The following is a 16603-nucleotide window of genomic DNA, read 5'->3' on the forward strand; positions in this document are numbered from 1 at the left end:
CTGTGGAGCGAGATCAACATCATCCGCCTGGACGACCGCAACGTACAGTTCCAGCTCCCTGAACCCTTCGCCCCATTCATGGACTACCTGGCCCTCGGCCTGCTCCCCGAGCACCTGCTGCGGGGGGTGAGCGCCGGGGACTTGATCGACCACCCCTACAACCTGCAGCCCGTCGGAACCGGTCCGTTCCGCTTTGACCGCTTCCTGACGGATGATGGAACTGTGACCGGCGTCAGCTTGACGGCCGACCCCAATCACTACCGCCAGTCACCCTACCTGGAGCGGGTTGAGTTTCGCTTCTACGATAGCCAGCAGGAGGCCTGGGACGCCCTTGAACGGGGGGACATCCAGGCGATCGGGGGCGTGGGGGGCGATGTTCTGAAGCAGGCTCTCTCGGCCGACGGGCTCAATCTGCACAGCGCCCGCCTGCCAATGGCCAGCCTGGTGTACTTGAACACCCAGCACCCCGAGAAGACCTTTCTGGCAGACAAGCGCGTTCGTCAGGCCCTGCTGTACGCCCTCAACCGCCAATCACTGATTGACCGCGTGACCGCCAGCCAGGCTCTGGAGGCGGATGGGCCGATCCTGCCCGGAACTTGGGCCTACTCCGACAACGGCCTGCGACCGGAGTTCGATCCAATCCAGGCTGCCAACCTGCTCGAGCTCGCCGGCTGGGAACTGCCCACCGGCGCAACCCTTGGGTCGGATGAGTATGTCCGCGCCAAGGAAGACCAGCTGCTATCCTTCACCCTGGTCCATCCCAACGACGACCGCCACAGCCAGCTGGCACAGGCCATGCGCGACTACTGGGCGGCGGTCGGTGTGAAGGTCGACCTGAAGGCGGTTGAGCCGGAAGCCCTGCTGGATGACTACCTGGAGCCGCGTGAATACGAGGCCGCCCTTACGGACTTGAACTTGACACGCTTGCCGGATCCGGATCCCTACCCGTTCTGGCACGACTCCCAGGTGGAGAACGGTCAGAACTACTCCAATTTTTCTGACCGCAACATCTCGATCTGGCTGGAGCAAGCCCGAACAACACCCGACCTGGGCCGCCGAGCGGACCTATACGACAGCTTCCAGCACCGTTTCCGCGACCAGGTGCCGGCGTTGATGCTCTTCCATCCGGTCTATACGATGGCCATTCGCGCCGACGTCCAGGGGGTGACGCTGGGACCGTTGTTTGACCCCAGCGATCGCCTGGCCAACATCGCCGATTGGTACTTGATTGCACGCCGCAGCGCCCAGCCAGAGACCCCGACCCCGGCCGCCGGGGGATAGGTCCGCCTGCGGGGTGGTAGAATTACTGCTCGTGCACAACCCCACCCCCTCCAGATCAGGTGACGCATGTCGGAAGTGACTGCCCCGTTGAACCCGCTCGCCGGCCTCGCTCCCAACCAAGCCTTGAAGGGAACGATTTCCAGGGTCGAGTTATTCGGCGCATTTGTCGAGGTCGGGGCCGAGGCGCCGGGGCTGGTGCACATCTCCCGCCTCTCCCCACGCAAGGTCAACCGCGTGGCGGAGGTCGTCAGCCTGGGACAGCAGGTTGATGTGTGGGTCGTTTCCGCCGACCCGAACGGGAAACGGCTCGAGCTGACGATGGTCCCTCCCGTCACCCTCAAGTGGATGGACATTCAACCGGGTATGCAGGTATCCGGTAGGGTGGTCAAGCTGGAGCGCTACGGGGCCTTCGTCGAGATCGGGGCTGAGCGACCAGGGATGATCCATGTCAGCGAGATGGCCGAGGGCTACGTTTCGAATCCCGCCGACATCCTGCACCCCGGCGACGAGGTCACCGCCCGCGTGGTCGAAGTCGACCGCCAGAAACGCCAGATCCGCCTGAGCCTCAAGCAGCTAGTCGTTGAAGAGACGGTCGACGAAGACGAGGCCGAGACGGAGGAGATGGCGACCTCGATGGAAGCTGCCTTCCGGCGGGCCATGCAGACCGCCGAGCCTGGCTCACCCGCCGGCCAAGAACCTCCCCAGCTGCCGTCCAAGAAAGGCCGCAGCCAGCAGGAAGACATCCTGGCACGCACGCTCAAGCACCGCGTCCACTAGCCCCCCGCTTAGAGCTCGCACGCGGCAACCGGAAAGGCGCAGATCCCTGCGCCTTTGCATTGCTGCCGCTCGATTCGGCCGAAGCCAGGGGCCACGGCCGGTGGTGGGCTGAGGAGCCTATTCCTCCTCTTCGTCCCAGTTCTCGTCCGCTTCCTCTTCGTCAGCGTACAGGCCCTCTTCTTCCTCCTCCCAAAGTTCTTCCACTTCTTCCTCGTCCCACTCCTCATCGGCGGGGACGTCATCGATATGAGAGTAGGTGATGCACCCCTCGTCCGGGTCGATTTCGACTGCAGCCGCTCCGCAGTAGCTGTTCTCCAGAAAGACGCAATCGACGTACCGGCATCGGATGCGTGGCATCTTGGCAATCTCCCGCTAGGATTCGGCATCGGCGGCCCGAAGCCGCATGACGCTCAGAATCAGAATCCCAGCTATGCACAACGCCGAGGCGACGCAGAACGGGCAAACGGCGTGGAGCACGGCAAGCTCAATGTAGGTCAGGTAGGCAGAGTATAGCGCACCTGCTAGGGCTATCCCGAAGATCCCCAGCCGCAGCGTCCAGGCGGCCTGCGGCCAGCGCCGCTCGGCCCCAAGCATGACCAGAATCGCAAGGTAACCTAGGGCACCCAGCAAGGCAATGGGGATGCCGGCCACCTCGGCATAGCGGCTGTTGTTGACCGCATCGCAATCCCCGATCCCCGCACAGCTGGCCGCCCTGTCGGCCAGCTTGATCCACGTCAAATACAGGCTGTCGATGAGGCCCAGCCCGGCCAGGCAGGCGGTAACCGTCTCATGCCAGCCCCAGCCTGCCGGGTGCCTCTGGGGTTCGGATCCGGAGTCACTCATGATGATGCTTCCTCATCCGCTTGCATGCTCCCAGAAATTCGCCAGCGGCATCGCTTCCAGCGCCGAACCGGCCTGGACGTGCATCCGGCCAGCAGGCACGATCACAAGGGCATTTGCTCGAACCATGGACGAACTCACCCCCGACCCCTGTTCTCCTGTCAGCTCGGCGACGAAGCCATCCTCGGCTTGGCGAACGACAGCCCGCAGGTAGCTCTCCCGGCCGTCGGAGTCTGCCGCCAGGAGCATTCGCACCGGAAAGCGCCCCGGGCGGAGAGCCCGAGTGCCCGCCATCCGCCGCAGCGCCGGCCGCACGAAGATCTCAAAGCCGACTTGGGCCGAGACCGGATTCCCGGGCAGCCCGAAAAACGGCACCCCGCGGTAGTAGCCCCAAGCGACCGGTTTTCCCGGGCGCATGTTCACCTGCCAGAATTCGATGGATCCGTAGCGCTCCACCGCTGCGCGCACGTAGTCCCTGGCGCCGACGCTTACCCCGGCGGAGGTCACCAGCAGGTCGACACCCTGCTGCACGCCCCGGTCCAGTGCGCTGGCCACGATCTCGGGGTCATCCGGAGCGATCCCCAGCGAGAGCACTTGCCCACCAGCGGCCAGGACGGCCGCTGCCAGCGCGGGGCCGTTCGAGTCATGGATGCGGCCGGTGGCCAGCGGTTGATCCACCGGGACCAGTTCACTCCCTGTAGACAGGACGCCCGCCAGGGGCTGACGACGGACCAGTGGCGAAACCACCCCCATCGCGGCTAGCAGGCCGATCTCTGCGGGCCTGAGCACCGTCCCGGCTTCTATCGCCAGCGCGCCCGAAGAGATATCCATCCCGGGAAGGCGCACGTATTCGTCAGGCATAGCTGGCTGGAGGACGTCGACGGACGCCGCCAGCGGGCTGCCGGCCATGTCCCTCGGTTCGGAGGTGTGCTCGACGGGAACGACGGCGTCCGCCCCTGAGGGAAGAGGGGCACCGGTCGTGATGCGCGCCGCCTGTCCCGGCAGCAGGCTTGGCAGCTGAGAGGCCCCGGCCGAGATGTCCCCGACGATCGCCAGCCGGGCCGGATGGCCGGCAGCGGCTCGCAGAGTGTCCTCTGCGATTACGGCATATCCGTCCATGGCCGAATTGGCGAACGGCGGCAGGTCAAAGGGCGCCACAACGTCCTCGGCCAGCACCCGTCCCAGCGCTGATCCCAGTGGGACCCGCTCTGGCGGCAAAGGATGGATGGCCGCCAAGATCCGTTCGGTGGCTTGATCGACGGTGATCATCAGAAAGATGTTGCCCCCGGGGCAAGAGCGGCGGGATTATACCATCGCGCCCTGGGCCGCTATCCCGGCTTCAACCGGCGGGCCTCCAGCACGTTGGGCAACGCTTCGAGGCGGTTCAGTACCCGGCTAAGCTGGGAGACATCCGTGATGCCCATCACCAGGTCGAAAGTCGCCAGGCTGTCCTTGGCGGACACATGAACCTGGGACATGCTGATCCCCTCATTCGACACAAGGGTTGAGACATCCCGCATCAGGCCATCACGGTCGTAAGCCCGCAGCCGCACTGAGACCGGGTAGGTCTGTTTGGGCTGGCCCCAACTGACCTGCACAATCCGCTCATGGTCCCGCACGCGGAGCACATTGGGGCAATCCTGGCGGTGGATGGTCGCCCCGCGCCCCCGGGTGACATAGCCCACAATCGGATCTCCGGGCGCCGGCTTGCAGCACCGAGCCAGGTTGGTCAGCAGGCCGGGGATTCCCAGAATCGAGATCTCCCCGCTGGCGACCTCAGTCGGTCGCGAGACCATGGCCAGGTCTGGCGCCAGATCTTCCTGCTCGCTCTCTCGGGCGACAACTTTCTGCAGGATGCGGCCGAGGTGGATATCGCCACAGCCGATGGCCGCCAGTAAGTCGTCTGTGGTGGAGAAGTCAAGGTCGCCGGCGATCTGGTCGTAAGGAACTCCCTCGATCCCAAGGCGGCGCAGCTCGCGGTCCAGCAGCAGCCTGCCTTGGCCGATGTTCTGCTCCCGATCCTGGCGCTTGAACCATTGCCGGATCTTGGTGCGAGCTCGCTGGCTGTGGGCCATCTCCAGGCTCGAATTCAGCCAATCCCGGCTGGGGCCGCCACGCTTGGCGATGAGCACCACCACCGAGTCACCGGTTCGGAGTCTATGGTCGAGGGTGACCAGCTTGCCATTAACCTTGGCCCCGCGGCAACGGTGACCAATATCGGTGTGGACGTGGTAGGCGAAGTCAATCGGCGTCGAGCCTGCCGGCAGGTCGAAGACATCTCCCTTTGGGCTGAAAACGTACACCCGGTCTTCGAAGACCTCCGTCTTCATAGCGTCCACGAAGTCGGAGGCGTCGTCCACATCCTGGCGCCAATCCATCAAGCCCCGCAGCCAGTTGATACGCTGCTCGAAGGCATCGTCCCGGCGACGCCCCTCCTTGTAGCGCCAGTGGGCGGCGATGCCGTACTCGGCGTTCTCGTGCATCTCCGGGGTCCGGATCTGGACCTCGAGGGTCTTCCCGTCGTCGTAGACGACGGCGGTGTGCAACGACTGGTAGAAGCTGTCCTTGGGGGTGGCGATATAGTCGTCGAAGGTCCCCGGAATTGGCTTCCAGTGACCATGGATCACCCCAAGGGCCAGGTAGCAGTCGGCCGGGCGCGCGGCCATGATCCGCACCCCGCGGACGTCATACACCTGGTCGAAGGGGACCTCCTTGCGCTCCATCTTTCGGTAGATCGAGTACAGATGTTTCGGCCGCCCACTGACCTCGGCCTCAATGCCTGCCTGGGTCAGGACATCCCGCAAGCGCTGGTCGATCGCGGCCAGCTCGCGCTCTCGCGACTCGCGACGAGTCGAGACCAGCTGGGCGATTTCTCTGAATTTCTCAGGCTGGCTGTGGCGGAAGCTAAGGTCCTCCAGCTCCCACTTCATCTGCCAGATCCCAAGCCGGCTGGCGAGGGGCGCGAAGATTTCCTGGGTCTCCTCTGCAATTCGCCGCCGTTTCTCGGCGGGCAAGTGACGCAGCGTGCGCATGTTGTGCAGGCGGTCGGCGAGCTTGATGACCACGACCCTGACGTCGTCCCCCATGGCCAGGAACGTCTTGCGCAAAGTCTCTTTGGCCAGGTCCGCATCCCGGGCCGGTCTTCCCCCTGCCTCGCGCTCACCTCTCCGGCTGACGCGCGGCAACTGCGTCAGCTTGGTGACTCCGTCGACCAGGCTGGCAACCTCGGGGCCGAATTCCTTCTCGAGATCCTTGAGGGTGATGGAGGTGTCTTCGACCGTGTCGTGCAACAGCCCGGCTGCGATCGCCGCGGGAGGCGCGCCGAGCTCCGACAGGATGCGCGCTACGGCCAGAGAATGCCGGATGTGTGCTTCGCCGGACGCCCGCACCTGGCCGTCGTGGGCTTTGTCGGCCACTTGGTACGCCCGAACGATCAAGTCCCGATCGACTGGGCTCGTGCTCTCGGGGAGCGTCTTCAGCAGCCCGCTGAGATCCATTGCCTCACCAACGCCGAGGAGTATAAGCCCTCCCGGACGCCTGGTCCAAGGAGGGCTCGTTGCCTGCCGGTTGACCGGTTGCGCAGGCGGCCGGCGGGGTGCTTCCGTCAGCTACCCGCCGAGGAGGGCCAGCAGCCGCTCACCCCAATCGTCGGCGATATCCAGCACGGCTTCAGTTCGGCGCGTATCGAGCCACGCCCGGAAGGCCGAACTCCCGGCGAGCTGATACTCGAATTCGTCCAGGGTCCGGACTTGGCGGTCCTGGATGTCGATCAGGTGCCAGCCGAAAGGAGTCTGCACCGGGCCCACGACGGCGCCCACCTTCCCGGCGAATGCGGCCTCTTCGAAGGCAGGGGTCATGGCGTTTCTGCCGAACCAGCCCAGGTCACCGCCCTGGTCCTTATTAGCCTCATCCAGCGAGAGCTCCGCCGCCAGCGCTTCCCAGCTCTCGCCGTCTTTGAGGCGTTTGAGCACGATCTGGGCCTCAGGTTCGGTCTTGACCAGGATATGCCGGGCATGGGTTTGCTCCTGCTCCCGGGGCACCTCTGCCCGGAGCGCCTCCTGCAGGTTCGCCCGCACGAGCGAGGCCCGAAGCACATCTCGCAGATCGGCCTCGGAGATCCCGGCCGTCTTCAGGTACTGCCGCAAGGCAGCCCGATACGCCTCTTGCGTGAAGGGAGTTGGAGTCGGCAGCGAGATTGCTGTCGGGGCTGGCGAGGCCGAGGCGCCCGCGGCTGGCGTGGCGGTCGAAGCCAGCGCGGCCAGCGCCAGCTCGGTCGGGTCGGGCGTCGGGCTGGGCCGCGGCGTGGGCGTCCCCTGAGGGAAGTAGCCGAAGGCTTGTTCCAGCGACTGCTGGACCTCCGCCTCGGACACCGACAAGCCCCGGCCCTCGAATTCCGCTTCGATCAGACGGTCTTCGATCACCTGGTTGAGGGCAGTGTCAGCGGCCGTCGCCGCTTCGCCGCCGGTGAGCAGCAGCAGCCGCAGCCGTGATTCCACCTGTCTGGCCGAGATCTCCTGCCCATTAACGGTGGCCAACGGCTGGGACGGGGCAAGCACCGCCTGGTCGTACCAGCCGAACAGCAGCAGCCCGAAGATCAGCGTCAGGGTCACTGCCAGGCCGGCGACCAGCCAGCGTCTCACCCTGCGTTCACGTTGCTCGCGGGCGAGGTGCTTCTTGTTGACAGGTGCAGAGATTGGGCGCTTGGCCATACTGCCAGCTTTCTGTCATTGGGTCAGTTCGGACCGCCGGAGACCGTTCGCCGCGATCCTGCTTAGCGGAACCGCTCCGCCCGGAAGGGCAGCAGCGCCAGATGGCGGGAACGTTTGATCGCCCGGGCCAGCATGCGCTGGTGCCGGGCGCAAGCCCCGCTGTCGCGACGGGTGCGTATTCGCCCCTGCTCGGTGACGAAGCGCTTCAGGACCTCAACCGACTTATGGTCGATCGACTTCGCCCGCTCAGCGCAGAATTGGCACACTCGCGGCTTGCGGATGAACCGCCGGCGTCCACCACGCTCGCCGCCGGAATACTCCTGCGTATCCTCTCGCTCGTTCGGTCCACGTTCGCTCAAGACTCACACTCCTGTTGCCCCATCCGCGGGGCGTGGCGGGGCTTCGAACGGATAGCTCTCTTCTTCACCCGGGCCGGCGACGAATGAGGCTCCGGCCGCTTCGCGTCGCTCCCCGAGGATGATGATCTCCTTGGCGACCAACTCGGTCGCGAAGTACTTGCTGCCCTCGGCGTCTTCCCAGCGTCGCGTTTGCAGCCGGCCCTCAACGTATGCCTGCTGGCCGCGTGACAGGTGCTGGTTGCATATCTCGGCGAGACTCCCCCAGGCAACCACGTTGAACCACTCGGTCTCTTCATGCCGTTCTCCGCTGGCGGAATGCCAGGAGCGGGTGGTGGCCACGGTAAACGTCGCCACCGGGCGGCCTGACGGTGTGTAGCGCAACTCCGGATCCCGGCCAAGATGGCCAATGATCATGACCTTGTTCAGTCCGCGGGTCATTTCACGCTCCGGCTGAGGAGGCATCCCTTTCAGCGCTGCGACTCGTTGGTAACCAGAAAACGCAGGATCGCCTCTGTGAGGCGCATGTTGGCCTCGACCGATAGCCCGGCCTGGGGGGGCATGCTGGCGAACACGAAGGTGTACACCCCGTCTCGCCGTTTGCGGATCGGGTACGCCATTCGCCGCTTGCCCCACCGGTCAACCTTGGTCACAGATCCGCCGGCAGCCTCGACCCAACCCTTGACCTTGTCTTCCAGAGCGGTCAGGGCGGTTTCGTCGAGATCCGGATCGGCAATATATGCGATTTCGTAGTTGCGCATGGAGGAACCTCCTTCCCTCGGGATTGCCCCAGCCTAGTCGTCGTCGACGACTGGTTGGAGCGGGACTCGCCATGGACATGGCGAGGCAACGGGCGGATCTTACCATAATCGTCGGTTCTTGACAATGGCTCTGCCTTTGCTCCATCTTTCACGGTATAATCCTGCCAGCCTGAGGCCGGCCAGCGCCGGCTACAGGGGGCTGCGGGGGCACACGCCGGGCAGATCGGTTGTCTCCTGCCTGCCGCCCGGCCCGCGAGCCCCGGGCACGATCGGCCAGGCAGTGACGCCTGGCTGGTTTATGCTCAAGACGTCCCCCAGGGCGGTACGCAGGAGCAGCAATGCCAGGAGCCAAGATCGCGTTCGGCACCGACGGCTGGCGCGGGCGGATCGCTGAGGACTTTACCTACGACGCGGTCCGCCGCTGCTCGGCCGGGTTTGCCGAACACTTGCGCAGAACCGCCGGCGATAGCCTGCCCGTGGTGATCGGCTACGACAAGCGTTTCGCCTCTGAGCATTTTGCGGCCGCGGCTGCCGAGGTACTGGCGGCCCAGGGATTCCGGGTCCTACTGACCGACGGCCCCACACCTACACCGGTTATCTCCTATGCCGTCGTTTCCCAGCAGGCGGCTGGCGCCATCAACATCACCGCTTCCCACAATCCGCCCGATGACAACGGGTTCAAGGTCCGGGATCATCGCGGTGGCGCCATTCCGCCGCAGGGACTCCAGCAGATCGAGAGCGCTATTCCCTCGTCGGATGACGATGTCGCCCGCATGCCGCTGCAGCAGGCGCTGGCTGCCGGACGTGTCCAACGCTTCGACCCAGCCCCAGCTTACCTTGAGCACATTGCCGAGCTGGTGGACCTCGATCCCCTGCGCCGGGCTTCCCTCACCGTCCTGATCGACTGCATGTGGGGCAACGGCGCCGGCTGGTTTCCGCGCCTTCTGGGTGGACAGACTATCCGGCTGATCGAGATGCACAACATCCGCAACCCCGTGTTCCCGGAGATGATACGACCGGAGCCCATCCCCCCCAACGTCGACCCGGCGCTCCATGCCGTTCGGCCCAACGGCGCAGATGTCCTCCTGATCACCGACGGGGACGCCGACCGCCTCGGCCTCGGAGACGAGAACGGCGTGTTTATCGACCAGTTGCGCGCCTTTGGATTGCTGGCCTACTACATGCTGGAGATTCGCGGGGAGCGCGGGCCAATCGTGAAGACGCTTTCCACGACCTCGATGCTGGACAAGCTCGGCCGTGAGTACGGGGTCCCGGTGTACGAAACCGGCGTCGGGTTCAAGTACGTGGCTCCGAAAATGGTCGAAGTCGATGCCATGATTGGCGGCGAGGAGTCCGGGGGCTACGCCTTCCGCAATCATGTGCCGGAGCGCGACGGGATTCTGGCTGGGTTGTACGTGCTCGACATGATGGTCCGCACCGGCAAGAAGCCGTCAGCGCTGGTGGAAGACCTGTTTCGCCGCGTCGGCGCGCACTACTACGACCGCATCGACACCCCGCTGCCTCCCGAGCAACGCCAGGCGCTGGAGGACCGGGTCCGACACGCCAGTCCGAAGGCGATCGCCGGGTTGCCTGTCACCGGTCTGAATTCCCTGGACGGGTACAAGTACTTGCTGGGCGAGCGCGGCTGGATGCTGATCCGCTTCTCCGGCACAGAACCCATCGTGCGCGTGTACTGCGAGACGACCGAGGTAGATCGCGTGCAGCCCATCCTTCAAGACGGGCTGCGCTTGCTGGGGTTGAAATAAGGCTGTGGACCTCCGGCTCGTTGACACGCATTGCCACCTGTACATGCCCGGCTTCGAGGCTGATTTCGACTCCGTGCTGGAGAGAGCCCGTCAGAGCGGCGTCGAGCGCATCCTGGTTCCAGGCATTGACCTTGCGACCAGTCGCAGAGCCGTGGAGCTGGCCGAAGCCCACGACGAGCTGTTTGCGGCCGTCGGGATCCACCCCCATCATGCCGAGCAGGCGACAGACGAATCGCTGCGCCAGATCGAAATCCTGGCTCGGTCGCCCAAAGTGCTGGCCATCGGCGAGATCGGGCTGGACTACCATCGGGAGTCAGAAACGGCCGGGCAGCAGGCCTCGGCCCTCAAGGCCCAGTTGGACATCGCCTCCCGTCTCCGCCTCCCGGTCGTTCTGCACTCGCGTGATGCACTTGCCCCCCTGCTCACCATGCTCAGGGCCTGGGCGCAGGATCTGCCCCCGGTGCTCCAGGATCGGTGCGGCGTGCTGCATGCGTTCTCAGGCGACCTGCCGGCCGCCGCTCAAGCCACGCAGGCCGGGTTCTTCCTGGGTGCCGGAGGCCCCGTGACCTACCCGTCGGCGAAAGGGCTGCGGGCGACCCTGTCCCAGGTAGGCCTTGATCGACTGCTGACCGAGACCGACGCCCCGTACCTCGCCCCGCAGGCCCACCGAGGCCAGCGCAACGAGCCCGCCTATGTCCGGTATGTGGCTACCGCCATCGGCGAATTGACAGACCAGCCCCTCGGCGTTGTGGCGGAGACGCTGCGCGCCAACGCCTCCCGCCTGTTTGATTGGGAATATGGAAACCACAACCCTCGGGTTTGTTGAGCTGATCCGCCCCGGGCTGGAGGCTGTCGAGGGGGTGATGCGCGCTCACCCCGGCGGACATCACCCCTCGCTGGACGACGCCGTCGAACAGCTCCTCGCCTCCGGCGGCAAGCGCATCCGCCCGGCGGTCGTTCTGCTGGTGGGCGAGTTGCTGGAAGGGCGCGCCGATGGCCTGGTGACCCTGGCTGCCGCCATTGAAATGCTGCACTCGGCGACCCTCGTCCACGACGACTTGATCGACGGCGCGACCCTGCGCCGTGGCGCGCCGACGCTGAACGCCACGTGGAGCGCCGGCGCCACAGTCCTCACCGGGGACTACATTTTTGCCCGTGCGGCCTACCTAGCTTCGCGGACAGGCTCACTGCCTGTCATGGAGGCTTTTGCCCGGACCCTGATGACGATTGTCAACGGTGAGATCAGCCAGCTGTACCAAGGCGAGTCCTTGCCCGACCGTGCCGAGTACCTGCGGCGCATCAACGCTAAGACCGCCTCCCTTTTTGAGCTTGCCGCCGAGGGAGGCGCCATGTTGTGCACAAACGACGCCGCCCGCCTCCTGGAGCTGAGGGGGTTCGGCTACAGTCTGGGCATCGCCTTTCAGATCGTCGATGATGTCCTCGATTTCGTTGGTGACCAGCGGGATGTAGGCAAGCCGGTAGGGAACGACCTGCGTCACGGTCTCGCCACCCTGCCGGCCATCTACTACGCGCAGGACCATCCAAGCGCTCGCGCCGAACTGATCGAAGCCCTTGCCGGTAGGCTCGATGCCCGGAGCCTGGAACGGACGATCTCCGCCATTGCCGCCTCGGACGCGATCCTGCGCTGCATGGACGAAGGAAAATCCTTTGTAGCCGAAGCTCGGCAAGCTCTTCAACTCTTCCCCCCGAGCCCGGCGCGGACCGCAATGCTGGACCTCGCAGCCTACGTCGTGGAACGCTCTCTCTGACGTTTGCAGAACGGAGGCCGAAGATGGAAATCCAATCCCAGGAATACAAGCGGGTTGCCGTGGTCACCATCAGTGGCCGCATTGACTCGGCGACTTCGGCCGAATTCGAGGCGGCGCTTCAAGATGCCATAGCCAAGGGAAAGCGGAACCTGATCCTGGACATGTCCCAGGTCGAGTTCCTGTCGTCCAGCGGCCTGCGGGTCTTGGTGACAACGCTCAAGACTCTGCGTAAGACGGGGGGAGATATCTGCATCGCCCAGCCCTCCCAGAGGGCTCGCGATGCAATCGACATCGCAGGCCTGGACGTTCTGTTCAAGTCCTTCGACGACAGAGAGGCGGCGATCGCCTCCTTCTGATGGTATTGTGTTCTCGCTTACCCTGACGGTCCCGGCAAGGCTCGATGCCATCGAGGCCATATGCGAGGCGGTCGATTCGGCCGGCAAAGCAGCAGGCTTCGACGAACGCACCCGCTACGCCTGCCAGCTCGCCGCCAGCGAGGCCTGCGAGAACATCGTCAAACACGGCTACGGGGATCAGGCCCTCGGCGAGATAGAGGCCCGCCTCCAGGCCTCGCCCAATGACCTTACCGTTGAGTTGATCGACACCGCTTCCCCCTTCAACCCGGCCGAGCCTGCTGATGCCGAGCCTTGGAGCGTGGACAATCCACCTGTCGGCGGTCTAGGACTGTTGATCATCCAGAGGGTCATGGATGAGGTGCGCTATGAGCGCAGCCGCGGCCAGAACCGCCTGGTCATGAGAAAGCACGCTGGCTGAGGGCGCCGGCCCGTGAGCCCCCTACTGAGAACGCTTTCACCGATGCTCGTCCTTCAACAGCCCCAGTTCACCGCTGTTTCCGTCGCTCTACTGGCCGCTGCCTTGGCGGCGGCCCTGTGGGCGGTGAGGGCATTCGCCCGCAGCCGGCGCCTCGCTCGGGACCGTCGCCACTCTGATGATAGCGCCTCAGAACTCTGGGCCAATCTGTCGGCGGCCCCTGCCATCCCGGCCGAAATCGCCGAATGCGCCTACCTTCACCTGGCCGAGCGATATGAGGCCGACGATTTCCAGATCGGGACCTTCGAGGATTCGCGGTTCTCAACCCTGATCTGGGTCCGCCACGGCACGCGTCAGGCGATCGCACCGTTCCCGCTTTCCGAGACGGATCCCGGTATCGTCGGCTGGGTCCGAACAACCGGCCGCGCCCTGCTGGTCCGGGATTTCGCCCGGCAGGCAGACAGCCTGCCGGCCCGTCCCGCCAACCAGGGGGACGACTCACCCTGCTCGGGCGTGTTCGTTCCGCTTGTCGTCCACGACTCTGTCATCGGAGTCATGGCCCTGCAGAGCCGGCGGCCTGGCGCCTTCACCGAACGCCACCTGGCCGGCATCCAATTGCTCGCCAGCCCGATTGCCTCGGCGCTCGCCTCCGCCAAGCTGAAAGCGGAGGGCGCCGATCGCGCCCGCCACCTGTCGCTCCTGCGCGAGATCGCCATCCGGATGACCTTGCTTGCGCCTCTTCCCGAGCTTCTGCCCGAAGTAGCCTCCTTGCTCCAGGCCGGAGGTGGATGGGAGCAGGTCTCCATCTTTGAACACAAGGCGGGCCGCCTTTTCCTGCGCGCCGTTGCCGGGGAGGCTACCGGCCTCGCACCCGACTTCTCGCTCGACGACCCGGCGCCCATCGCGCAGGCCGCTGCCGCCGCTTCCACCGTGCGTGAGCTGCAGCGCACCGAGACGGGATCAGCCCTTCCCTGGGTGCAGGCAGCGTCGATCCCCCTGGGCGTCGAAGGGCGTATGCTTGGCGTCCTGCACATCCGCGCTGGCGAGGGAGTTGCCATCGACGCCGAAGGCATCGACCTGGCTGAGACCGTGGCCCACCAATTGGCTCTGATCATGCTCGAAGCCCGGAATTTCGCCCAGCAGCAGGAGGAGGCCTGGGTCACCACCGTCCTGCTCGAGGTAGCCCGGCATGCAGCCCAGCCGGGAGACGCCGAGCACGCCCTGCAGGCCGTCTTGCGGCTGACGACCTTGCTCGCCGGAACCTCGTGGGCTGTACTTCTCCTGCCGGACCCGGTCAGCGGCGCCCTCAAATTCGGGCCTTCCGCCGGCTTGCGGCGAACTGCGCGCCACGACCAGGCGCCCCTCGGCCTCGCGCCCGAAGCCCTCGGGGTCCGCCCGCCCTATCGAGAAAGTGAGGAGGTCCGGCGCATCGACCTCCCAGAACCGTTGCGCGAAGTGACTGCCAGCCCGGATGCGATTGCCCTGTCCTTGAGTGATGGCGAGTCGCTTCTGGGAGTCCTGCTGCTCGAGGCGCCGGAGATGCCAGGCGATCGTCCGGCGTTGCTGATGGGAATCGCCCACCAGATCTCCCTGCGAATCGAAAACTCCCGCCTGGTGGAGCTGGTCACGGCCCGCCGCAGTCTGGAGCGCGAGATCGCCATGGCGCGCGACATTCAGACGTCGTTCCTGCCCCGGGTGCTGCCCGAATACGACGGATGGGACGTCGGCGTGACCTGGCAGCTGGCCCGAATGGTCGGTGGGGACTTCTACGATTTTTTCCAGATGCCCGACGGTCCTAACGGTCCCCGCTGGGCCGTGGTGGTCGCTGACGTCGCCGGCAAAGGCATCCCGGCCTCGTTGTTCATGGCGCTTTCGAGAACGTTGATCCGGTCGGTCGCTTTCAGCCGCATCGACCCCGGACAGACCCTGCAGCGCGCCAATGACCTGATCATCTCGGATTCGCAATCGAATATGTTCGTCAGCGTGGTTTTCGGGCTATGGGAGCCGGCGGTTGCCCGCTTCTCCTTCGCCAATGGCGGGCACAACCCTCCAGTCTTGCTGGCACCCGATCATCAGGTGACTCTCCTGCCGCGGCATGGCATGGTCCTAGGCGTCCGCGAAGCGGAGCGCTACGAGACGCAGACGCTCGATTTGGAGCACGGTTCTGGAATCGTACTGTATACCGACGGGGTCACGGATGCCAGCAACGCCGTGGGGGAGCCGTTTGGCGCCGACCGCCTGCTGGAGACCCTCCGCAGCCAGCATAGCGACAGTGCTCAGGACCTTTCGACGGCCATTCATCAGCAGGTGGCGGCCTACGGGGATGACACCGAACTGGACGATGACCTGACGGTTGTCGTCCTTCGCCGTTTGCTCCTGCCCCCGAAGAAGCCCGATCCTCGGACTGGGAGGTCCCGATGACCACGAAGAACGTGCACGTTTCCACTCATCCACTGGTCGCCCACAAGCTGGCGAAGCTTCGCCACCGCGACACCGACCCCAAACGCTTCCGCGAGCTGATCCGGGAAATCGCGGCCCTGCTCAGCTACGAGGCAACTCAAGACCTGGCGCTGACGCCCACCTCCGTCCCGACCCCACTGGCTGACGCTCCTGGATCCATGCTGATCGAGAAGATCGGCCTGGTGCCGATTCTCCGGGCGGGCCTGGGGATGGTCGAGGGCGTATGGGACCTGATGCCAACTGCCGAAGTCTGGCACATCGGGCTCTACCGAGATGAACGCACGCTCAAACCAGTGGAGTACTACAATAAGCTCCCCGTCGAGCCGACGGTGTCGGTGTGCCTGCTCCTGGATCCTATGCTCGCCACGGGGGGTTCGGCGGTGGCAGCCGTCGATATCCTCAAGCGCTGGGGCGTATCCCGGATCAAGTTCGTGGGCGTGATTGGCGCACCGGAGGGGATCGCGCACTTTCAAGGCCAGCATCCTGACATCCCGATCCACCTTGCGGCCGTCGATGACCACTTGAACGATCATGGCTATATCGTCCCCGGCCTGGGCGACGCAGGCGACCGGCAATTCGGCACGGGCTGAGGCGGGGCCTCAAACCAGCCCCTCAACGAAGGACACCGGAGAGACCCTGGCTCGCAGGCTGGCGCCGACCCCAAGGCCGCTTTCCATATCTTTCCATATGGGGTCCCTTCACCAACTCCGCGAGCTTAGCCACCGGCACGCTGAGGCCGTGCGAGACATCGGCTGTCCCCTTTCGCCGAGGGCAGGGTCAACACCCGGGCGAATGCCCTCGACCACGGCCTGGACGGCAGCCCATGCCTAAGCCGCCCGGTGGGCAGTTGTCGCTCACGCCGGTTCACTGCCGATCCCTCACCCTAAGGCCTGCACCGCCGACGCCGGCCAGGGCCGCTCCCAATCGGCGCCCAACGACCTGCGCCGACTCCTCTGCCTCGCACTCCTGGGGCGTCTCCCCGACGCAGACAATCGCCGCCAGTCTGGAACCGACGGCGGCGCGCACCTTGCGCTGGGCAGCCTCGAACAGCTTTCCGGAAGCCCCGCTCCGTTCGGACGAACCTGAGAAACCCCGCTGGCATGGGCCAGCCGA

General features: G+C 65.3%; 18 protein-coding genes. 9 read left to right on the top strand and 9 right to left on the bottom strand.

All coding sequences use genetic code 11. The features are described 5' to 3' along the window. Both MUO23_11250 and MUO23_11255 read left to right on the top strand, forming a co-directional pair. Positions 1-1281, top strand: a 1281-nt coding sequence (locus MUO23_11250) for an ABC transporter substrate-binding protein (GenBank protein ID MCJ7513531.1), incomplete at its 5' end; no start/stop codon positions are given. A gap of 66 nt (positions 1282-1347) precedes the next feature. Beyond that, entirely contained in the window at positions 1348-2058 is a 711-nt protein-coding gene (locus MUO23_11255) for a S1 RNA-binding domain-containing protein (GenBank protein ID MCJ7513532.1), read from the top strand. A 117-nt stretch (positions 2059-2175) separates the two neighbouring features. Here MUO23_11255 and MUO23_11260 read toward each other — a convergent pair whose 3' ends face one another. The 8 genes from MUO23_11260 to rpsF all read right to left on the bottom strand — a co-directional run bounded on the left by MUO23_11260 (position 2176) and on the right by rpsF (position 8724). Continuing rightward, positions 2176-2415, bottom strand: coding sequence for a hypothetical protein (locus MUO23_11260; GenBank protein MCJ7513533.1), 240 nt, complete (start codon positions 2413-2415; stop codon positions 2176-2178). 15 nt (positions 2416-2430) lie between these two features. Then, positions 2431-2901, bottom strand: a complete 471-nt coding sequence (locus tag MUO23_11265; protein MCJ7513534.1) for a vitamin K epoxide reductase family protein — start codon at positions 2899-2901, stop codon at positions 2431-2433. A 12-nt stretch (positions 2902-2913) separates the two neighbouring features. Beyond that, on the bottom strand, positions 2914-4167 hold the full coding sequence (locus MUO23_11270) for a molybdopterin molybdotransferase MoeA (protein MCJ7513535.1): 1254 nt from the start codon (positions 4165-4167) through the stop codon (positions 2914-2916). Between the two features lie 59 nt (positions 4168-4226). Further along, positions 4227-6395 (bottom strand): bifunctional (p)ppGpp synthetase/guanosine-3',5'-bis(diphosphate) 3'-pyrophosphohydrolase, encoded by a 2169-nt coding sequence (locus MUO23_11275; protein ID MCJ7513536.1) that lies wholly within the window; start codon positions 6393-6395, stop codon positions 4227-4229. 111 nt (positions 6396-6506) lie between these two features. Continuing rightward, entirely contained in the window at positions 6507-7607 is a 1101-nt protein-coding gene (locus MUO23_11280; GenBank protein ID MCJ7513537.1) for a peptidylprolyl isomerase, read from the bottom strand. Positions 7608-7669: 62 nt separating this feature from the next. Next, positions 7670-7966: a 30S ribosomal protein S18 gene (gene rpsR / locus MUO23_11285; protein MCJ7513538.1), complete on the bottom strand. Its 297-nt coding sequence runs from the start codon at positions 7964-7966 to the stop codon at positions 7670-7672. Between the two features lie 3 nt (positions 7967-7969). Further along, positions 7970-8404: a single-stranded DNA-binding protein gene (locus MUO23_11290; protein MCJ7513539.1), complete on the bottom strand. Its 435-nt coding sequence runs from the start codon at positions 8402-8404 to the stop codon at positions 7970-7972. 29 nt (positions 8405-8433) lie between these two features. Then, positions 8434-8724 carry a 30S ribosomal protein S6 gene (rpsF, locus tag MUO23_11295; GenBank protein MCJ7513540.1) on the bottom strand — a complete coding sequence of 97 codons (291 nt, stop codon included), beginning with the start codon at positions 8722-8724 and terminating at the stop codon, positions 8434-8436. A 338-nt stretch (positions 8725-9062) separates the two neighbouring features. On the opposite strand from rpsF, the gene MUO23_11300 reads away from it, so the two are divergent. From MUO23_11300 to upp, 7 genes are read left to right on the top strand one after another with little or no spacing between them, the layout of a single operon-like run. Further along, complete coding sequence (locus MUO23_11300; protein MCJ7513541.1) at positions 9063-10490, top strand: phosphoglucomutase/phosphomannomutase family protein; 1428 nt, start codon at positions 9063-9065, stop codon at positions 10488-10490. A 4-nt stretch (positions 10491-10494) separates the two neighbouring features. Further along, entirely contained in the window at positions 10495-11316 is an 822-nt protein-coding gene (locus MUO23_11305) for a TatD family hydrolase (protein MCJ7513542.1), read from the top strand. Then, positions 11288-12259, top strand: coding sequence for a polyprenyl synthetase family protein (locus MUO23_11310; protein MCJ7513543.1), 972 nt, complete (start codon positions 11288-11290; stop codon positions 12257-12259). The genes MUO23_11305 and MUO23_11310 overlap by 29 nt, the downstream gene beginning before the upstream one ends. 23 nt (positions 12260-12282) lie before the next feature. Beyond that, complete coding sequence (locus MUO23_11315; GenBank protein MCJ7513544.1) at positions 12283-12615, top strand: STAS domain-containing protein; 333 nt, start codon at positions 12283-12285, stop codon at positions 12613-12615. 7 nt (positions 12616-12622) lie between these two features. Continuing rightward, positions 12623-13033, top strand: coding sequence for an ATP-binding protein (locus tag MUO23_11320; protein ID MCJ7513545.1), 411 nt, complete (start codon positions 12623-12625; stop codon positions 13031-13033). 12 nt (positions 13034-13045) lie between these two features. Next, positions 13046-15451, top strand: coding sequence for a SpoIIE family protein phosphatase (locus MUO23_11325; protein MCJ7513546.1), 2406 nt, complete (start codon positions 13046-13048; stop codon positions 15449-15451). Continuing rightward, positions 15448-16080 carry a uracil phosphoribosyltransferase gene (gene upp, locus MUO23_11330; protein MCJ7513547.1) on the top strand — a complete coding sequence of 211 codons (633 nt, stop codon included), beginning with the start codon at positions 15448-15450 and terminating at the stop codon, positions 16078-16080. Before MUO23_11325 ends, upp begins: the two co-directional genes overlap by 4 nt. 274 nt (positions 16081-16354) lie before the next feature. Here upp and MUO23_11335 read toward each other — a convergent pair. After that, on the bottom strand, positions 16355-16603 hold a 249-nt coding region (locus MUO23_11335), incomplete at its 5' end, for a triose-phosphate isomerase (protein ID MCJ7513548.1).

The organism is Anaerolineales bacterium, from assembly GCA_022866145.1.
Lineage (GTDB): Bacteria > Chloroflexota > Anaerolineae > Anaerolineales > E44-bin32 > PFL42.